Annotated in this window: 15 protein-coding genes; 6 read left to right on the top strand and 9 right to left on the bottom strand. The window is 42.5% G+C overall.

The window, feature by feature from the left end; genetic code table 11:
- The first annotated feature begins 155 nt into the window (after positions 1–155).
- Together G337_RS0106410 and G337_RS27615 are read left to right on the top strand one after the other, a co-directional pair.
- Positions 156–1,784, top strand: a complete 1,629-nt coding sequence (locus tag G337_RS0106410) for an AAA family ATPase (protein ID WP_028863154.1) — start codon at positions 156–158, stop codon at positions 1,782–1,784.
- Positions 1,784–2,629: a general secretion pathway protein GspB gene (locus G337_RS27615; protein ID WP_028863155.1), complete on the top strand. Its 846-nt coding sequence runs from the start codon at positions 1,784–1,786 to the stop codon at positions 2,627–2,629. Before G337_RS0106410 ends, G337_RS27615 begins: the two co-directional genes overlap by 1 nt.
- A 48-nt stretch (positions 2,630–2,677) precedes the next feature.
- Here G337_RS27615 and G337_RS0106420 read toward each other — a convergent pair whose 3' ends face one another.
- From G337_RS0106420 to G337_RS0106430, 3 genes are all read right to left on the bottom strand, one after another.
- Complete coding sequence (locus G337_RS0106420) at positions 2,678–3,286, bottom strand: TIGR04211 family SH3 domain-containing protein (RefSeq protein ID WP_028863156.1); 609 nt, start codon at positions 3,284–3,286, stop codon at positions 2,678–2,680.
- A 126-nt stretch (positions 3,287–3,412) separates the two neighbouring features.
- Positions 3,413–4,678: an inorganic phosphate transporter gene (locus tag G337_RS0106425; protein ID WP_028863157.1), complete on the bottom strand. Its 1,266-nt coding sequence runs from the start codon at positions 4,676–4,678 to the stop codon at positions 3,413–3,415.
- A gap of 18 nt (positions 4,679–4,696) precedes the next feature.
- A complete protein-coding gene (locus G337_RS0106430; RefSeq protein WP_028863158.1) occupies positions 4,697–5,377 on the bottom strand; it encodes a TIGR00153 family protein in 681 nt (226 codons plus the stop codon).
- Positions 5,378–5,554: 177 nt separating this feature from the next.
- Between G337_RS0106430 and G337_RS0106435 the strand changes: the two genes are divergently transcribed.
- Positions 5,555–7,066: a CYTH and CHAD domain-containing protein gene (locus G337_RS0106435; protein ID WP_028863159.1), complete on the top strand. Its 1,512-nt coding sequence runs from the start codon at positions 5,555–5,557 to the stop codon at positions 7,064–7,066.
- 194 nt (positions 7,067–7,260) lie between these two features.
- Positions 7,261–8,493 (top strand): methyl-accepting chemotaxis protein, encoded by a 1,233-nt coding sequence (locus tag G337_RS0106440; RefSeq protein ID WP_028863160.1) that lies wholly within the window; start codon positions 7,261–7,263, stop codon positions 8,491–8,493.
- 73 nt (positions 8,494–8,566) lie between these two features.
- On the opposite strand, the gene G337_RS0106445 is transcribed toward G337_RS0106440, so the two are convergent.
- From G337_RS0106445 to G337_RS0106460, 4 genes are all read right to left on the bottom strand, one after another.
- On the bottom strand, positions 8,567–8,908 hold the full coding sequence (locus G337_RS0106445) for a hypothetical protein (RefSeq protein WP_028863161.1): 342 nt from the start codon (positions 8,906–8,908) through the stop codon (positions 8,567–8,569).
- Positions 8,909–8,910: 2 nt separating this feature from the next.
- The gene (locus G337_RS0106450) at positions 8,911–9,558 is read right to left on the bottom strand and encodes a hypothetical protein (RefSeq protein WP_028863162.1); all 648 of its coding nucleotides are present in this window, start codon (positions 9,556–9,558) and stop codon (positions 8,911–8,913) included.
- Between the two features lie 162 nt (positions 9,559–9,720).
- A complete protein-coding gene (locus tag G337_RS0106455) occupies positions 9,721–10,404 on the bottom strand; it encodes a PspA/IM30 family protein (RefSeq protein ID WP_028863163.1) in 684 nt (227 codons plus the stop codon).
- A gap of 12 nt (positions 10,405–10,416) precedes the next feature.
- Positions 10,417–10,830: a YjfI family protein gene (locus G337_RS0106460; RefSeq protein ID WP_019613574.1), complete on the bottom strand. Its 414-nt coding sequence runs from the start codon at positions 10,828–10,830 to the stop codon at positions 10,417–10,419.
- Between the two features lie 255 nt (positions 10,831–11,085).
- Between G337_RS0106460 and glnE the strand changes: the two genes are divergently transcribed.
- Complete coding sequence (glnE, locus tag G337_RS0106465) at positions 11,086–13,926, top strand: bifunctional [glutamate--ammonia ligase]-adenylyl-L-tyrosine phosphorylase/[glutamate--ammonia-ligase] adenylyltransferase (RefSeq protein WP_028863164.1); 2,841 nt, start codon at positions 11,086–11,088, stop codon at positions 13,924–13,926.
- 81 nt (positions 13,927–14,007) lie between these two features.
- Here glnE and lpxL read toward each other — a convergent pair whose 3' ends face one another.
- Complete coding sequence (gene lpxL, locus G337_RS0106470; RefSeq protein ID WP_028863165.1) at positions 14,008–14,931, bottom strand: LpxL/LpxP family Kdo(2)-lipid IV(A) lauroyl/palmitoleoyl acyltransferase; 924 nt, start codon at positions 14,929–14,931, stop codon at positions 14,008–14,010.
- Between the two features lie 177 nt (positions 14,932–15,108).
- On the opposite strand from lpxL, the gene G337_RS0106475 reads away from it, so the two are divergent.
- Complete coding sequence (locus G337_RS0106475) at positions 15,109–17,382, top strand: sensor domain-containing diguanylate cyclase (RefSeq protein WP_028863166.1); 2,274 nt, start codon at positions 15,109–15,111, stop codon at positions 17,380–17,382.
- 11 nt (positions 17,383–17,393) lie between these two features.
- Here the strand turns inward: G337_RS0106475 and menE are convergent, their stop codons facing one another.
- Positions 17,394–18,779 (bottom strand): o-succinylbenzoate--CoA ligase, encoded by a 1,386-nt coding sequence (gene menE, locus G337_RS0106480; RefSeq protein WP_028863167.1) that lies wholly within the window; start codon positions 18,777–18,779, stop codon positions 17,394–17,396.
- Between the last annotated feature and the right edge of the window lie 12 nt (positions 18,780–18,791).

Here is an 18,791-nt window from a genome sequence, read left to right on the forward strand (position 1 = left end):
TCTTGAGCTAGCTCCGTTCTCCGGTTGATTATTGACTGAATAAATTGCTCTTGAACGGTATTGTCGATTAAAATAGTTGCATTGTTTTCCTGCGCTGTTATTGCGGGGCTGACGGGCAGTTAACTCCGCTGCCGCTATTTTCTTTAGGCTTTGTAATGTATCAAGAATTTTTCTCTTTAAAAGAACAACCTTTTTCGATTTCTCCAGATCCTGATTTTCTGTTTTTAAGCGAACGTCACAAAGAAGCGCTTGCGCATTTACAGTATGGTCTGCAGGGTAACGGCGGTTTTGTACTTTTAACAGGTGAAGTTGGAACAGGCAAAACAACTGTGTGCCGTTCTTTACTGCAGAACCTGTCTACAGATACGGATATTGCATTTATTCTTAATCCGGCATTAACTGAAATAGAGCTGTTAGCGACGGTTTGTGATGAATTTAAGATTGAATACGACAAAGATAAAACCAGCTTAAAACTGTTATTTGATGCACTAACTGCCTGGATGATGAACAATCATCTGCAGGGACGAAGTGCAATTGTATTAATCGATGAAGCACAGCATTTAAGCTTTTCTGTATTAGAACAGCTGCGTTTATTAACTAATATCGAATCGAATAATAAAAAACCCCTGCAGGTTATTTTAATCGGACAGACTGAACTGCAGCAGAAGTTAAAACAAACTGAACTTCGTCAGCTTGCACAGCGAATTACCGCTCGTTACCACCTATTGCCCTTAAGCCGCCAGGAAAGTGAATATTATATCCTGCATCGCCTTAATGTCGCAGGTGCGCGTTTCCCTATTTTTGAGCGTAATGCTTTAAAACATATCTATAAATCAAGTCAGGGAATTCCACGGTTAATTAACTTGTTGTGCGACCGCTGTTTATTATGTGCCTACACACAAAACGTGCCTAAAGTAACCGTGCCTGTGGTGAAGAAAGCCTGTGTTGAAATGGAATTAAGCGAAAATAACGGCTCTTTTATTATTAATAACTGGCGAATAACCACGCTGATTGTTTTATGTCTGTTAACCGGGATACAGGCACCACAAATACTTGCTCGTTTTAATGATGCGCGGCCGGCAGCTGCAGCAGAGCAGGAAAGCCCGTTGTTAGAGGAGGTAAAGCAGGTAAGTGAGCCGGAAATTCAAGCGCCGCCGGTTAAACAGGCTGCGCAGTGGTTTGATGCTTATCCTGATTTACAGTTATCCAATGCATCTTTTGATAATGCTCTGCTGAACTTATATGCGGTGTGGGGATATCAGGCTGATATTGACACTGTAGACTGCGGACAGGGTGAAGGTGCGCTGCTGTCCTGTTACTCGATAAACAGCAGTTTAAAAAAACTAAAAAAATTAAATTATCCCAGTATCATTAAGTTAGAAAACAATGCGCAGGATAGTTTGTATGCGGTTCTTTATAAAATCAGTGATAAATACCAGCTTCTGATCGACGGACAGGTTATAAGGGTTTCTGAAAGCTGGTTTAATCAGTATTGGACGGGTAATTTAACACTTCTATGGCAGGCTCCGTTTGCAGAGCAGAAAGTACTTAAATTTGGTCAGCAGAATGAGCAGGTAGCCTGGTTAGTAACACAGCTTAATAAGGTGCAGGGGTTGGCTAGAGAGGATAAAGATCGTTTTGATCTGCAGCTGCTGCAGCAGGTAAGCACTTTTCAAAGGGCGCAGGGGCTGTCAGATGATGGTCTCGTTGGTTTTCGGACTATGATGCCGTTGATGCAGTTAGCTAACCCGGAACTGCCTCGTTTGATGGAGAGCAGTAACTAATGTCGACAATTTTACAAGCATTACAGAAACAGCAGGCGAATCAGAACACTCAGGTTCACGATAATATGCTCTTAGAAAGTGATAATTTAAAATGGAAAGCTGCATTATTAACGGCGCTGCTAGTCATTATCTGCTTATTAGGTATATTGATTTATATGCAGTTTAACCCTGTTAACAGAGAAAGTACTGAGCAGGCCGTTATTGCTCCGCAGAAAACAGAGAAAGTGCGCATTGCTGAGCCCGTCAGCGGTGCTGAAAATGCACAGAAAGTGAGTATCGATAAATCCGACAGTAGAAATGATAAACCTGTTGTTCAGAAATTAACTTTTGTGACCAAACCGCTGCCTGAGGTAAAAGAACTGGAGCCTGCACAGCTTATTCTGTCGGCGCAAAAAGAGCAGATACCAGTGGTACGGGAAAACAACAGTAATGCAGCGCATAAATCCGCGCCGCCAGAGCCGGTGCCGGAAAAAACATCGCAGGAGCTGGATTACAGCGGGGTATCTGATGATTTACAGAAGCGTTTTAAACAGGCCGTATTAGAGAGCCGGGACGCTTCTAATAGTCCTGAAATTGAGGAGGAGCAAGCTGGTGACGGCAGTGATATTCATCAGATGGGTTATGCATTTCAGGAAAAAGTTCCAGCCATGAGCTATGACTTCCATGTGTATTCTACTATTGCTGAAGACCGCTGGATCCGTATTAATGGTGAAGACTTACGTGAAGGGCAGTCTGACGCAGACGGGACAATTAAACTTATTGAAATTCAGCCGCAGCGCAGTATATTTCGCATAGGAAGACAGAGCTTCAGCCTTGAGTCATTAACGGACTGGAAAGGTTATTAATAAATAGTCAAACGCACAGCAGTGTGCGTTTGACCTGATATCCTGGTTTTACCAGTTATTCTGACGTTTTTTACGACGAGGTATAAAAGGAATAAGTAAACCAAGTAATAAACCAAACAGCAGTACACCGCCGCCGTTCAGCAGCCATTCCATTTTAACTCGTTCATCCTTAGTATCCTGGAGCAGATCCAGCTCTAAATTGCGTGCTTTAAGCTCCTCAATGGTCAGCTGCAGCGTTGCTTTTTCACTCTCCAGAGCCGTGATTAAACCTTCTTTGTCCGAAATTGACTGTATTTTTTCAGCTAGAATTTTGTCGTTTTCTGCTGCAATACTGTCTAATTTAGCCTGTGCTTGTTTAAGCTCTTTCTGCACTGTCGGCAGCATAGTTTTTGCTGGTAATGACTTTTGTAACTCTTTGTTATTAACCCAGCCGGTTTTTCCGGATTGTGTTTTTACCTGCATAAATTTAGTGCTGTCATCGTATTTTAAAGTCGTAACGGATGCGCCGACTTTGATAGTACCGATAATACGGTAGTCTAAGCTTGGTCCTGAATGCAGGTAAATAAATACGTCGTCGCTGACATAACGTGTTGCAGCCGATACATTCAAAGAAAGCGTCAAAGAAAGCATAGTTATCGCAAATTTTATTATTTTCAAGGAGAAAATCCTGTTAACTGGAGTGAATAAAGGTTTATTCTAAAAGTAATTGCCGGCAAGGAAAAGCATTAGATACAAAAAAGAGAGCCGAAGCTCTCTTTTTCTTTTCTCAGCGCAGACTGCCGCTTAGCTGAAAACAGCTTTTAAGATATAGAAGAATACAATAGACAGGCAGGCGCCGATCGGTAGTGTTACTACCCATGAAATAACGATATTACGCACAACACCCAGGTTAAGTGCCGCGATTCCTCGCGCCATACCGACACCTAATACCGCACCGACAAGAGTCTGTGTTGTTGAAATAGGTAAACCTGTACCCGATGCAATTACTACCGTTGATGCAGCTGCAAGCTCGGCGGCAAAACCTCGGCTTGGTGTTAAATGAGTAATGCCTGAACCTATGGTTGCCATTACACGTTTACCGAAAATAGCCAGACCTAGTACGATACCGATACCGCCAAGTGGTAAAATCCACCATGCCAGAGTTGCTTTGGCGGCAATTTCGCCGTTGCTTCCAACGATGCTCACAACAGCCGCCAGTGGACCGATTGCGTTAGCTACATCATTAGAACCATGCGCAAATGCCATTGCACAGGCAGTTACTATCATTAATACCGCAAAGATTTTTTCCACATTGGCAAAGTGCATATCTTTGTCAGCTTTAGGATCGATTTTAACACGGTTAATAAATACCTTACCAACAACGGCAACAGCTATACCGATCAGGGCTGCAAGTATAAATGCCTGGCCGGTAGTGAAGTGCAGGCCGACATGTTTTAAACCTTTAGTAATGGTCACCAGAGAAAGCATAAAACCAGCTAAAAACATGTATCCGGGAACATAACGCTTGGCGTTATTGATCGGATCGCTGGTATCAAAGATTAACTTCTGCGAGCTCATGAAAATCATATAGGCAATAACACCGGATATCAGCGGGGTGATAATCCAGCTGCCGACAATGCCGCCGACCTGGCTCCATGTCACACTGTCCACACCAACGCCGACAGCAGAGAAACCAACAATAGCACCAACAATCGAATGCGTGGTTGATACCGGCCAGCCGAAATATGAGGCAATTATTAACCACATGCCGGCAGCTAACAGAGCCGCTGTCATACCAAATGCTAATAATTCCGGCTGATCGATGTAGAAACTTGCATCGATAATGCCTTTACGTATGGTAGACGTCACTTCTCCACCGGCTAAATATGCACCGGCAAATTCAAAAATCATTGCGATAATGATCGCCTGCTTGATAGTTAAGGCTTTTGAACCGACAGAGGTACCCATTGCATTGGCAACATCATTTGCACCAATACCCCAGGCCATAAGAAAACCCACTGCCGCTGCAAATATTACCAGCGTGCTGCCATATGTAGTTAAAATATCCATGATAAATCCTAATGAACGTTACGAGCGAGCAAGAATAAGTTCAAGCTGTGTGCCGATTAATTCTGAGTGATCGGCAAGGCCGCCCACCCATTCTAAAATTTGGTAAAGGAACATTACATCAACAGGATTGTAATGCTGTTCTACGGCTAACAGGCCGCGGCGAAGTTTGATCTGCAATGAATCAGTATCATCTTCAATCATTTCAAGTTCAGTGATCATTTTAGTAACAACATCAACTTCACGACCCTTAAAACCTGTTTCTAATAATTCATCAAGCTCATTAATTGCTTTTCTGGCTTGTTGAACAGCATCTAAACAGCGCTGCAGGTAAGTCATAAAATCGTCAGATATTTCACTCGGCAGCTGCAGCTGTCGACCGAAAACACGGCCAGCAACATCTTTAGCCGCATTGGCGATTTTATCCTGACGGTTTGCAAGTTCTAGTAAATCACCACGCGCGATAGGCATAAACAGGCCTTTCGGCAGGGTTAAACGTAATTCACGTTTTAACTCATCAGCTTGTTTTTCAAGTTTTGATATCTCTTTTCTTACTTTGTCTGCTTCTACCCAGTTCTGTTCATGGCTAGCTTTAAAAAAAGGTACTAGTAATTCACTGCAGGCAGCAACTTTGTCAATATGCGCCTGAATGGGTTGAATTGGAGATTTTGCAAAGACTCCAAATATTGAGTTAACTGGCATGATTCATCCTATTTTTGAGGTTTGATACCGTATAAATGATCAAAATGAACAACAAATATGCGGCGCATGTTATCTTTCTTTTGCACACAATTGAACATGAATTTAGTATAATTCATAAATTATTACGATCTAAATTGATCGCAGCATCCACTTTGTATAGGTTTTTGGTAAAAAATTATGGAAACAGAAATAGAGATTAAGTTTTTTTTCAGCACTGAATTTGAGCTTGAACTATATGAAACGATTAATAGCCATCGCTATATCGCCAACAAAAAACAGCTTCTGCATAATGTTTATTTTGATACTGCCGGCCGCTCGTTACGTAAAATGGCGATGTGTCTGCGTGTCCGCACCTGTGATGATAAATCGGTACAAACTGTCAAAACTGCCGGTCGAGTAATAGGCGGGTTACATCAGCGCCCGGAATATAATGAAGTCATCGAAGGGCTTCGCCCTGAACTTGCCCGCTTTAATAGTAAAATATGGCCGGAAAACTGCAGCATTAAAGAATTAGAGAATGAATTAATACCTATTTTCAGTACTGATTTCGAACGTCAGACCTGGCTGGTGGAGATGCCGGACGATACCTTGATTGAAGTTGCCTATGATAAAGGTTTTATTGAAACCAACCAGGGTAAGGTTGAAATCTGTGAAATTGAACTTGAATTAGTTAAAGGTGATGAAAAACAATTATTTATATTAGGCGACGATATTGCTTTATTACCTCAGGCGCGCCTGGGAAATGTCAGTAAAGCACAGCGCGGCTATATGCTTGCTGACGGCAGCAGCTTTGCAGTAAAGCCGCTTGTACACTCGCCGCTGGATCCTTCAATGTCGGTTGATCAGGCTCTGCTTACCAATATGCAGCATGGTTTACGTCATATCCAGTACCATGAACACTGTTATTGTGAGCAGTTTAACGACGATGCTTTAAAAGAGTTTTTAAAAGGTATTAAGTTCCTGCACCAGAATTTAAAACTGTTTAAAAGTGCGCAGCCTGTTTTACTTGAGGCAGACTGGATTGAAGATCTGCACTGGTTAGCCCGGACTTTTTCCTGGCTGGATGAGCGTTTTATTAATCAGAATCTGCTGGAAGATAAAGGTCATTATCTGCGTAAACTGCCGAAATACAAATCACTGGTTAAAAAACTGCAGGCTCAGAATGAGCAGCTGCCCAGTCAGCAGGCTGTTTTAGAGCTGCTTTGTTCAACAAGATATTGTCAATTCATTCTTAAGTTTACTAACTGGATGATTCAGTTTGAAAAAAGCACCTTTTCTAATGACAATGCCGACAGCATAAAAGCTTTTTCCAGTCATTGTTTAGATACAGTATGGGGAGAGCTGATGCTTGCTCTGGAAGAACAGGAAGTCACCTCAACCTCTCATATATTATCCTGCCAGGGGCTGTTAGAAGGTACTTTGCTGACCGGCTTAAGTGTTGGAAATGTTTTTTCACAGCAGAGAAGCATAGCATTCCGCTCTCCCTGGTTAGATATAAAGCAGGGCATAGAAGGGTTAGCAATGCTTGATGTTATTGTTGATATGGCTGAGCAGGAAGATAACAGCGAACTGCAGAATGAATATTTCAAATGGATAAAACGCAAAGAAGAATCTTTACTGCATGCGGTGGAGCAGTCTAAGCAGCAGGCTGTCCAGAAAGAAATCTACTGGCACAGTACTGAGCAATAACTATTGTATGATGATAATTAACTGATCTAATTGAAGATCACAGAATGGAGGTATTTATTGTTTTGTAATAGGGTTTCTGGATATTAGCTCTAAACTTTGTTCATATTCAGCCGACCAAATCTACAGCGGCTTAGCTGATATTTCAGTTTAAGCCTGCATCCGGGTATAAAATAAATCACTATGTGGGTATAAAAATGGCAATCTTAAAATTAAATGGAATTGAAAACCGATTTGCGAATATTTCTCTGACCAGGAAATGGCTTATTATGCTGCTGATCGGCGGTTTCTTATTTATCACAAAAAGTTTAACTGCCGGCCTGATATTAACTGAGCAGGCACTTTCTGAGGCACAGGATCCTGCTGCACTTGTTAATACCTACCATTTCTGGTCAGGTCTGATTTTCAGTTTTATTTTCCTCGGTTTTTTATACTGGCTGGTGATGATAATAAAAAAACAGATTGAAGTGATGAAGCACAACCTCTCTCTCGCTATCGAACAGGGTACTCTGGACAATTATGCTCAGCAGCTTCCAAAAGATGAAATCGGCGGTGTTGTGGCTTTAGTCTGTCAGGAATCTGGAAAATTACAGGCTGTTTTTCAAACTCATGCAAAAGGTGCCGGCGAGCTGACCGAAGTTAGTGAGCAGCTGTCAATCTGTATGGAAATTATTAATGATTCCATGGAAGAGGAATTTGCTCAGATGGAGCAGCTTGCTACGGCTATGAATGAAATGACCGCGACGGTGAAAGAAGTAGCGGCTAATGCCGGCAGCGCTTCATCTTCGACAGCAGAAGCCTCGGAAGTGGCACAGGAAGGCAGTCAGTTTGTCGGCGCAACAATTTCTACCATTAATTCATTATCAGGTAATATCGGTGCTTCAGCCGATGCAGTGAATAATGTTGAATTAAAAGTTGAAGGAATCGGCAGTGTCGTTGATACGATCCGCAGTATTTCAGAGCAGACCAACCTGTTAGCATTGAATGCTGCTATTGAGGCTGCTCGTGCCGGTGAGGCTGGACGCGGTTTTGCTGTTGTTGCGGATGAAGTTCGTAATCTGGCAAAACGTACTCAGGATGCGACGGTTGAAATTCAAGGTATGATTGAGCAGCTTTCGATCAGTGCGCAGGATGCGGTTGGCCTGATGGGCAAAAGTGTTCATGAAGCGGATGTTGGTGTGGATCAGGTTACTCAGGCCGGCACAAAACTATTCGGTATTGTTGAGAAGATTCACCATATCTCGGATATGAATTACCAGATAGCATCGGCTGCCGACGAACAGACTACAGTGGCTGCTAGTATTAATGAAAGCCTGGATCAGGTAAAAGAGGTGGTTGAAGGTTCGGTGACCGTATTAAAAGAGGTGACTGAAATGACGGAAACAATCACTAAGCATGCGCAGGATTTAAATAATGGTGTAAATGGTTAACAGCGCCTAGGGTTTCATATATTAAAAAAGCACTTCAACTGAAGTGCTTTTTACTTTTAAGTCATATTAACAACTATTCTGATTTATTAAATTCACTTTTCAATGCGAACTGGGTTAATTCTTCAACCACTGATTTTTTTATCTCCAGCTGCTGATCCGCTGGTATCTGGTAACGTTCACCTAACTGTTGATAATCTTCACTGCTTAAGCTGACCGTTAAACGCGGGCGTTTAGGTTTTTTATGGGTCGGTAGTTCTAATAAATGACGAATCTGCTCCGACGGACTGATGCCCTTGTCTAATGCACTGCGCCTAATGCTGTACTGCAGTTTGGTATCCATATCAAATGCAATTTGTACCGCTTTAATAACCTTTGCTGACTGCTGCCACTTTTCAGGCAGTTCTTTGTTAGACATGTTTATTCTCCTTTAATCCATAATTCAGCAATTTCACTGGCGGGCCTTAAAAAAGACAAATAGACATCGGTATCACCATTTTCGAAAATAAATATGTCAATACAGCGCTGTCCCTGACCGCCCTCCAGGGAATAATATTCAAACTCCCGGCCGTGTTTTTCTTCATTATACTGCGGCGGGGTCGCATTGCGGTAGTCTTCCTGGTGCAGATAACCTGTGGTCATAAAATCCTGCTGTATATACTCGTCGGCAACCATATCTGCGTAGTCATGGTTTGTTGTGACAGGTTTTAAACGAGCATTACCCGGCTGTTCAAAAATTTCAGAAAAATCATCTAAATCAAACAGGGCTTCTACATCATTCCTGTTCAGCAGCAGGCTGAATTTTACCAGTTTTTGTGGATTTCTCGGAAAGCTTAAGTAAACCTGCTGCGTACCGCTGCCTTGAGCGGTTATCTGCGCATAGTGTTCATGTTTGAACTCAATGCTCTGAATATCTGTTACCTGAAGCTGCTGTTTACGCATTGCCGGGGGTAAAGAAAAGCTGTCACCAAAGGTAAAAATATCATTTTCCAGCAGTTCATTCGGGTGTGTTAATACCCTAGTTGGTGCCGGCTGTTTTTTAGCAAACAGTGATTTAAAAAAGCTCATAATTATTACCCTCGTTAAATGCAGATAACCCGGAGCACTGGCAGTGCTCCGGGTTATTAATTTTTATATTATACCTGTTAGGTTTTCAATTTTATGCATAGAATCGACTCATCTATTGAGATGCCGGTTCTGCATCTTGAAGTGTAACGAGTACAGACTTTATTACTTACTTTTCAGACGATCTAAAATTGACTGTGCACTTGACTGCTGCGTGCCGATCCCGGCTTCCTGTAACTTGCTCTGCAGTGAGCTGTCGCCGTTTTCCGACTCAAGTGTTTCGGCCGCTTTTAACTTATCATCAAACATCGCTTGTTTTTGTTTAATGCGCTCTAAAGAGTCTTTTGCATTTAACAGCTTAGAGTTGCTTGCTGTGAAGTTATCGGTAATTGCTGATGTTGCTTTCTGCACACTCTCAGTCGTTTTTACCATGCTTAACTGACGCTTATAATCAGTTAACTGGCGTTCACTCTTTTTAATCAGCTCTTTCAGGCGGTCTGCACTTTTAAGGTAACTTTCGTTAGCCTGCTGCTGATCTGCCGCGCTGCTTTCAAGTTCTGCAATTTTTTCCGCTACTTCAATCGCCAGTGCTTCATTACCCTGATTCAGAGCCTGCACTGCATAACCTTCATGCTCTTTAATGCTTGCCTGAAGCTGGCCTAACTCGCGTGCAGCCTGCATCTGCTTAGCCATCACTTCTGTTAAGTCACGTTTAGCGATAGTGATATGCTTTTCCGAGTCACGAATTTCCTGTTCAAAAATACGTGTTGAATTTGCATCAACAACCGCTTCTCCAGCTTCTCTTGCTCCACCGCGTACTGCTGTTATAATTTTTCTAAATATGCTCATAATAACTCCGAATTAGTTTAGGTAACTGTCCATTTCATTGATCACTTCAAGGCTGTTATCACTTAAAGTAACAATTTCCAGCTCGATATCATCAAGGCTTGAATTGACTGATAAAGCGCCGTATACCACATATTTGTCTTCTACTTTTGCAAATGAAGAAAGCGGCATAGGAACATTCATCTCCAGCATCGCTTCCATCATATTGCTTCTCAGGTCTGTTATTACCTCGTCTTCGCCCCACAAATAAGCAATACACAGTATCTGGTTATCGCTCAAAGAAAGGAAAATAGGAATTTCTTCGCGTCCTATAATCTCAACCTGCAGTACATCAATGTCACCATTAATTGGTGTACAGTCAAAGTTAAAACCAGTTTCAGTATCATCAGCAAGCTGATTTAAATGAGTCGCAATTTTATGAATATTCATAACACTCCTTAATAGCATAAGACATTTAATGTCTTGTTGCCTGTTAATTTAGTTCCCTTGCCATTATATGTCAAGTGATTTGGGGTTTTATTTCTTTTATCTGTTCATTTTATTTATTTGTGCTTTTATATATATTGCGGATGAACCACTATTTTTCAATGCCTAATTTGATTTATTACTGATCATCCTTCACACAACTGATAAGTTAAAGGATGTTTATCCTTTTTATTTTTTGTCTTACGCAGGTACTTTCTTATGTCTTTGTTAAGTGATAGCGCATTATCTCATTTTGAGAGCATCAGGCAGCTGCTTGATTTAACCTCTTTCAACGAGCAGCAGAATAGTGATTTAAAAACCGTATTAGGTTTAAGTGATTTTATTGCTGATGCATTCACCCGGCAGCCTGAGCTGCTTGTGGAGATATTAAACAGCGGGCTGCTCGAGCTGGATCAGCGCTGTGCACAGATTAAGACGGAGCTGCGGGAAGTTCTGCTCAATACTGCTGATGAAACAGCCCTGCATAAAGCACTGCGTTTATTCCGGCGCAGGCATATGGTGATCATTGCCTGGCGGGAACTGCTTGGCAAAGCCGGTTTAGCGGAAAGTTTTGAGCACACTTCCTACCTTGCGGATCAGCTGATTATGCAGAGTATGAACTGGTTATATGAAAAACAGTGCGCTGAGCAGGGGACTCCGATGAACGCGGAGGGGGTTAGGCAGACTCTGTATATTTTTGCTATGGGCAAACTAGGCGGTCGGGAATTAAACTTTTCGTCGGATATCGACCTGATCTTTGCTTATCCTGAGCGCGGACAAACGCAGGGCGGACGGCGCAGTATCGATAATCAGGTCTTTTTTATTAAGCTGGGGCAGCGCATTATTGCCGCCCTGCATCAGATAACAGTTGACGGTTTTGTTTACCGGGTAGATATGCGTCTGAGACCTTTCGGTGAGTCCGGTCCTCTAGTCAGCAGTTTTACCTCTATTGAAGATTATTATCAGAGCCACGGCCGGGAATGGGAGCGTTATGCCATGGTCAAAGCGCGGGTGATCGGTGAGCAGGGACCCTATAAAGAGGCGCTGCAGGAATTACTTAAACCTTTTGTCTACCGTCGTTATATTGATTTCAGTGCCGTTGAGTCGCTGCGTAAAATGAAAGCTATGATCAGTGCTGAAGTGCGCCGTAAAGGTCTAAAAGATAATATAAAATTAGGCATGGGCGGAATTCGTGAAATAGAGTTTGTTGCGCAGGCATTTCAGCTGATACGCGGCGGGCGAACGGCTGAACTGCAGCACCGCGGCCTGCAGCAGACGCTTAAGGTGATCGGCGAGATTGGCGCTATGCCGGCTCCGCGGGTACAGAGTCTGCTTGATTCCTACCATTTTTTACGCTCTGTGGAAAATGTACTGCAGCAGATTGGGGACAAACAGACGCAGACCCTGCCGGTAAATGAACTGGATAAATTACGTTTAATTTATGTAATGGGTTTTGCTGACTGGCAGAGTTTTTATCAGAAATTAAACCAGGTTATGCTTAATGTTCATCAGGAGTTTAACTGGGTGGCAGGGGACAAAGAGGATGAAAATGAGGCCCCTGAACAAGATTTATGTGAATTATGGGCATTAAACCTGGATCAGCAGGAGGCGGAACATCTGCTCCAGGAAAAAGGTTTAGCTGCGCCTGCCGCCGGGCAGTTTGCTCAGCAGCTGCTGGGGTTTAAAGAGGATGCCAATAAGCGTCCGATCGGTCCGCGCGGTCAGGAAACGCTGGATAAATTAGTACCGCGAATCATTAAATTAATATGTGCTTATCCGGATCCCGGCGCATTGATGAACAGAATCCGCAGTCTGTTGTTAAATATTATGCGCCGCACCGCTTATCTGGAGCTGTTAAATGAGAATCAGGGGGCGCTTAAACAGCTGTTAAAATTATGCAGTGCCAGCCCCCGTGTTGCTTCACAGCTTGCCCGCCATCCTATTTTGTTAGATGAATTAATCGATCCTCAGCACCTTTATAACCCCACTGAGCTGCATAACTATAAACGTGATTTACGCTTGTTTATGCTCCGTGTTCCGGAAGAGGATATGGAGCAGCAGATGGAGGCGTTACGCCAGTTTAAGCAGATGCAGTTTCTGTATATTGCAGCTGCAGATATTGCCGGGGGAATTCAGTTACCGCAGGTAAGTGATCATCTGACCTGTTTGAGCGAAGCATTAATGGATTATGTGGTGCAGACTGCATGGCATCATATGGTTGAAAAGTACGGTTTACCGAGCAATGTTGCAGGTCAGGAGCGCAAAGGCTTTGCGGTTATCGGTTACGGTAAAATGGGCGGTTTTGAGCTGAGTTACAGTTCTGATCTGGATGTTGTATTCCTGCATGACCAGGATATTCAGGGCGAAACAAGCGGCCCGCGGGTAATTAATAATCAGCTCTTTTATTTCCGTCTCGGGCAGCGCATTATCCATCTGTTCAGTGCGCGTACTAATTCCGGTATTTTATATGAAATAGATATGCGTCTGCGTCCGTCGGGGGAATCCGGACTGCTGGTGGCAAGTATCGACGGTTATAAGCGATATTTAGAAAATGATGCCTGGACCTGGGAGCATCAAGCCCTGGTTCGTTCCCGCGCGGTATTTTCTGATCAGAAGCTGCTGAGTGAATTTAATCAGGCTCGTCAGGCGGTGCTTTCTCAGATAAGGAATAATACCGAACTGGCAACTGAGGTCAGTGATATGCGGGACAAAATGCGTAAACATTTAAACCGTGCTGGCGATAATCAGTTTGATTTAAAACAGTCGCCCGGCGGTATGGTTGATATCGAGTTTATTGCCCAGTATTTAGTGCTGGCGAATGCTTACCATTTTCCGCAGGAATTATGTAAATGGTCGGATAATTTACGAATTTTTGAAACCTGCAGAGAGCTGGGGTTATTAAGCGAAACCGAGGAAAGCTTATTAACGGAAGCCTACTGTCATATTCGCGATGCGGCCCATAGATTATCGCTTAATAAACAGACCCGTATAGTCGATGGTGGGTTATTTAAGCAGGAAAGGCAGGATATTGTACATATCTGGGACAAGTTTTTTGCTTAATTAATCCAGTAGAAAGGTGCTTAATAAACACCTTTCTACTGGATTATAGTCAAACTGTTTGCAGAGGCTGATCCCGCATCCTTATTTATAAAGCGAAGGTTCGCCTTGTGGACGGGTTTTAAAGCGGCTGTGCATCCACATATACTGATCGTCACATTCGCAAACCATTTTTTCAATCTGCTGATTGGTACGCCTGGTATCCTGTTGAAGATCTTTACTTGGAAAATCCTGCAGCGCCGAATAAAAAATAAGTTCATAACCTGCTTCTCCCGGCAGGCGTTTTAAAAATACCGGGATCACACAGCTGTTTTTAGTGCGGGCCAGATTACTGGTTCCTGCGACGGTATTGGTATTTTCTACGGCAAAGAAAGGTGCAAATACACAGCTTTTATGCGGGCCGTAATCATGATCCGGTGCATACCATAATGCTTCGCCTTTTTTTAGGGTACGCAGCATAGATTTAAAATCTGTACGGTCTAACATAGCGTTATGCTCACGCATTCTGCCCCAGTAAAACCAGAAATCTAACACCGGGTTGCTGTGTTTGCGGTAAACCGCAGAACAGGGCTGCACCAGTCCGAGAGCACGGGCTCCGATCTCTAATGTTAGAAAATGTGCGCCGAGAAAGATAATCCCCTTGCCGTCACGATTGGCTTGTTCGACATGCTCTAAACCGGTTACTTTCAACAGGCCTTTAACACGCCAGGACGGCCAGAACCAGGCCATGCCCATCTCCAGAAGCGCGATACCGGTATTTTCAAAGTTAAGGCGTACTTTCTGTTCAACTTCAGCTTCTGATAGTTCGGGAAAACATAACTGAATATTCCGACGGGCAATTTTTCCTCTAGACTTGACGATAAGAGAGGATATTCTCCCAAGCTGCCTGCCTAGCCAGAGTAAAGCGCTATAGGGTAATAAGGAGCTTAAAAATAGTGCCAGAATGCCTGACCAGGCAAGCCAGTATTTCGGGTGACAGAAGCTCATTTTTAGTTTGTAAGGAGTCATAAAGATAAAACCTGCAGATAAACAATGAATTATTCTACCGAATTATCGAATAAATGCCTATTTTGTCGCGGATTCTTTTTTTGATTTAACTACACTTATTGGGCAAAGATTTTTCGATTCCGCATTGCAGCTGGTTAAATATAAACCGTCATTTTCTGATTTTCATAGGTATCATTTATGGTAAATGCTGAACGCCCTCCTGTTTTTGATTATATTAGCGGTTTTCTGGGGCTGATTTTATTATTCAGCCTAGCTGTTTTAATTCTCGACAGGAGTGGTAAAACAGTACAGATAAAACAGAACCAGAAACAGATCAACAGTTCATATGCAACGATTCTGCAGCAGAGTAAAAAGGATGCGGTTCTGTTATTTGAACTTCAATATAACAATCCGGAAATTGTTTTTCTGCTCGATAAGGTTGAATCGTCATTAAATGATGCGCAGATGCTGAAACGTTATCGCCAGCAGCTGCGCAATATTCTGCATTTAAAGTTTCAGACAAGCCGTCAGTATTTTCCCAAGCAGCGCCTTTATCTTCCTGATGGACGTTCTCTGTTAAGTCTGGATTCTCCTTCTAAGGCAATGCTCAGCGATCCTGAATATAATGTGGGTTTACAGAAAGTATTAGCAGAAAAAATCCCCTATTTCGGACTTGCACTGCTGGATGGTGTTTATGTTTATCGTTTCTTTTTTCCGATTTTTAATGATTACCATGAGCTGACAGCCGCAGCTGAAGTTAGTCTGCCGTTAAAGAGTATACAAAGTTTTCTTTTCGCTGAGCACGGGACCCGCAGCCGTTATCTTTTTGCAAAACGGCCGCTGTCCGATGTTAGTAATAAATGGAGTCTGTACCAGGAATCAATTTTATCCGATGATTATTATGTGCACAAACAAACACGTAAAACTAAAAAATATAATATGTATTTAGATAAGCAGCAGTCTCTACAAATAAAAAATACTTTTACAGAGAGTCATTTAATTTCTTTATTCAAAATGGAGGAATTTTCCTTTGAAGCACAATTGAATGATACAGACGGTTTTGTCAGTTTTCTGCCGCTGAAAAATATTAACGGTGATCTTGTCGGGCAACTGCTTACTTATACTCCTAACTTAGTCACGACTTCTGTTAATAACAATCGTATTTTATTATTTGTCACCCTGTTTGTATCCCTGCTGCTGAGTGCTGTTTTTTACTATCGCAAGTCGGGACACGATCAGTATATGGTTTCTTTTTATAAAAGCATGATTGATGCGCTGCCTTTTCCGGTTTTTTCAAAAGATAAAAACAATCATTATCAGCATGTTAACGATGCTTTTTTAAAACACTTTAATCTGACAGCTGATACAAATTTTGATGACGGCGGTGATGCTTTTGAAAAAGAGCCTGAGTGTATACAAATATCCGCACAGGAATTAATGGAAGCAGGTGGAAGCAGTAAAACTGAGAGTGAAGTGATAGAAGGGCTGAGCAGTTCTAATTTTGTTACCTCATTATTTGTTTTACAAAATCAGCACCAGAGTATTACCGGGCTGTTAGGTTTTATTAGCGAAAATACGGAGAAAAAATCGCTTAAAAAAGCGCTGGCGGAGGCACTTTTTTTCCAGCAGCAGTTATTAAATCTTATACCTATGGGAGTGCGTTTATTTAATGCAGATAGACAAATATCAGAGATTAACCAGGCTTTTGAACTGCTTAGTGGATTTAATAAAAAGCAGATGTTAAGCGCCGACTGTGAAAATATGTTTACCTGCCTGCAGTGTAACCCTGAAGAATGCCCGCTGAGAAAAACCCAGGAGGATAGACTTCATCACCAGATTGAGACGGTTAAATATAAGGCTGACGGTGAAGTGGGTACTTTTGTTGTTTCTTACGCGCCTCTTCAGCTTAAGTCTGGAGAATTCAACGGGATTATCGAGCTAACAACAGATATCAGTGATAAAAAAAGTTTATTAGATAAAACCCGTGAATTAATTATTAATGATGAACTAACTGGTTTACTGAATATGCGCGGGCTTTTGAATATAGGTGCAAATTACTTTCGCTTATCAGAGCGCACTAAAAAACCATTTTTTGCTCTTTATTTTGATATTTTCGGCATGAAAAAGTTAAATTATCAGTTTGGTGAGAAAGCTGGTGATCAGCTTTTAAAAGATTTTACTGAAATTCTTAAGGATACTTTCCGCGATACGGATTTAATTGCACGTGTCGGAGGAGATGAATTTGCGGTGCTGTTAAACGAAAGTGATTATCGGATTAGTGATCGTGGACACTTTACCCGGCTGGAACATAATGTGCAGAAATACAATCAGCACAGCAGTAATGAGTATAAGCTGGTTCTGGATACCGGCATCGTTGAATATTCACCGCAGCTGCATGTCGATCTGCAGGAGTTAATCAGCGAAAGTGAAAAATTAGTTTATGAGCAGAAACTGAAACGAAATATCAGTTGAAGATCATAATCCTACAACAGTGCACTGGCGGTTTTCTGCAGCTCTTTTAAGGATACTTTAAGGCCGTTCTGCGGAGTTAACAGGAAGTAATGAACAGGGCGTTTAAATGCGCTTAATCTATTTTTAATATAATTATTCAGCTGTTCTTCCTGTTTATGATCATTAAACCAGTCGATAAATGCCACGGGACGCTGACCGAATAACTGATCTTCAACAGCAACGACATAAGCCTGTCTGACTCCCTGAAAGCTTAATAGGATATTTTCAATCTCCTCGGGCTGAATATTTTCACCGCCGCAGATAAATAAGCGGTCTTTACGGCCTGTTATCTGCAGGGTGTTCCCCCTGAGAATACCTAAATCTCGACTGGCAAACCAGTGCTCTTCAGGGAGCAGGCTGGCAGCTAAGCTGTTGTTAAAATAACCTAAAAAACGGTTTTTACCACGCAGATAAATTTCATTGGCAACTATTTTTACTTGAGTACCGGTTAATATTTTCAGGCTCTGGCTGTTTGTTGAAGTCGCAACTTGAGAACTCATCTCACTTAGACCATAACTTAAATGATAGGTAAAACCCCGTTCTCTGGTCTGATTCAGCAGGCGCTCCGGAAAAGTGCTTCCACCAAGCAGCAGGTGTTTTATATTCAGCTTGTCTTGTCTGAATAGCGGTGTTTCTAATAAGCGAAAAAGCTGTGTGGCGACTAATGAAAGATGGGTAATCTGCTGCTTGTGCAGTAAATTCAGGTTTAATTTTTCTGTACTGATAACTAAAGTCGCGCCGGCCAGCAGAGTACGCATAACCGCAGCATAGCCGCTGATATGAAAGAGAGGTAATGACAGTAAGTTTCTGTCGCCTTTGTGCAGCGGGATGACCTGCTGTGAAGCAGCTGCGCTGTAATAATGATTACTGAAACTGTGCATAACCGCTTTTGCCCGGCCGCTGCTGCCTGAAGTAAAAATGATATTGCAGACTTGTGATGCCTGTATTGCAATTGCTTTTAAACTGTTCTGCTGCTGTTTATCCGCAGCAAAACTAATGACCAGGCCGGTTAAAGTACAGGAGTCAGGTCTCTGATCCAGCCATATATACTTACTGTTAAGTATTTTAAGGCGTGACTGTATTTCCTGCTTACTGAAACGCGGATTGATCGGGCTGAAAATAACCCCGTTACGGATACAGGCAAGCTGCAGTAAGATAAGCTTAAGCGAGTTTGGGGCGACACAGGCTAGGCGGTCACCTCTGCTTAGTCCTAATAAAAGCAGCTGTTTTACTAAGCATGAAACACGCAGATCCAGCTGGCTGAAAGTCAGTGTCTGACCGTCTTGTTGTATCGCGATGCCTTCGGGGTCTGCCGCCGCCTGTAAACGAAGCGGGCAGAAATTCAACTTGTGATCCATAAATGTTCCGGC

The organism is Psychromonas aquimarina ATCC BAA-1526, from assembly GCF_000428725.1.
In the GTDB taxonomy this organism is placed as follows: Bacteria; Pseudomonadota; Gammaproteobacteria; order Enterobacterales; family Psychromonadaceae; genus Psychromonas; species Psychromonas aquimarina.

Bases quoted from the DNA above. Each gene is read 5' to 3' on its own strand.
- G337_RS0106410 (WP_028863154.1), top strand. From the start codon at position 156: ATGTATCAAGAATTTTTCTCTTTAAAAGAACAACCTTTTTCGATTTCT.
- G337_RS27615 (WP_028863155.1), top strand. From the start codon at position 1,784: ATGTCGACAATTTTACAAGCATTACAGAAACAGCAGGCGAATCAGAAC.
- G337_RS0106425 (WP_028863157.1), bottom strand. From the start codon at position 4,678: ATGGATATTTTAACTACATATGGCAGCACGCTGGTAATATTTGCAGCG.
- G337_RS0106430 (WP_028863158.1), bottom strand. From the start codon at position 5,377: ATGCCAGTTAACTCAATATTTGGAGTCTTTGCAAAATCTCCAATTCAA.
- G337_RS0106435 (WP_028863159.1), top strand. From the start codon at position 5,555: ATGGAAACAGAAATAGAGATTAAGTTTTTTTTCAGCACTGAATTTGAG.
- G337_RS0106440 (WP_028863160.1), top strand. From the start codon at position 7,261: ATGGCAATCTTAAAATTAAATGGAATTGAAAACCGATTTGCGAATATT.
- G337_RS0106445 (WP_028863161.1), bottom strand. From the start codon at position 8,908: ATGTCTAACAAAGAACTGCCTGAAAAGTGGCAGCAGTCAGCAAAGGTT.
- G337_RS0106450 (WP_028863162.1), bottom strand. From the start codon at position 9,558: ATGAGCTTTTTTAAATCACTGTTTGCTAAAAAACAGCCGGCACCAACT.
- G337_RS0106455 (WP_028863163.1), bottom strand. From the start codon at position 10,404: ATGAGCATATTTAGAAAAATTATAACAGCAGTACGCGGTGGAGCAAGA.
- G337_RS0106460 (WP_019613574.1), bottom strand. From the start codon at position 10,830: ATGAATATTCATAAAATTGCGACTCATTTAAATCAGCTTGCTGATGAT.
- glnE (WP_028863164.1), top strand. From the start codon at position 11,086: ATGTCTTTGTTAAGTGATAGCGCATTATCTCATTTTGAGAGCATCAGG.
- lpxL (WP_028863165.1), bottom strand. From the start codon at position 14,931: ATGACTCCTTACAAACTAAAAATGAGCTTCTGTCACCCGAAATACTGG.
- G337_RS0106475 (WP_028863166.1), top strand. From the start codon at position 15,109: ATGGTAAATGCTGAACGCCCTCCTGTTTTTGATTATATTAGCGGTTTT.
- menE (WP_028863167.1), bottom strand. From the start codon at position 18,779: ATGGATCACAAGTTGAATTTCTGCCCGCTTCGTTTACAGGCGGCGGCA.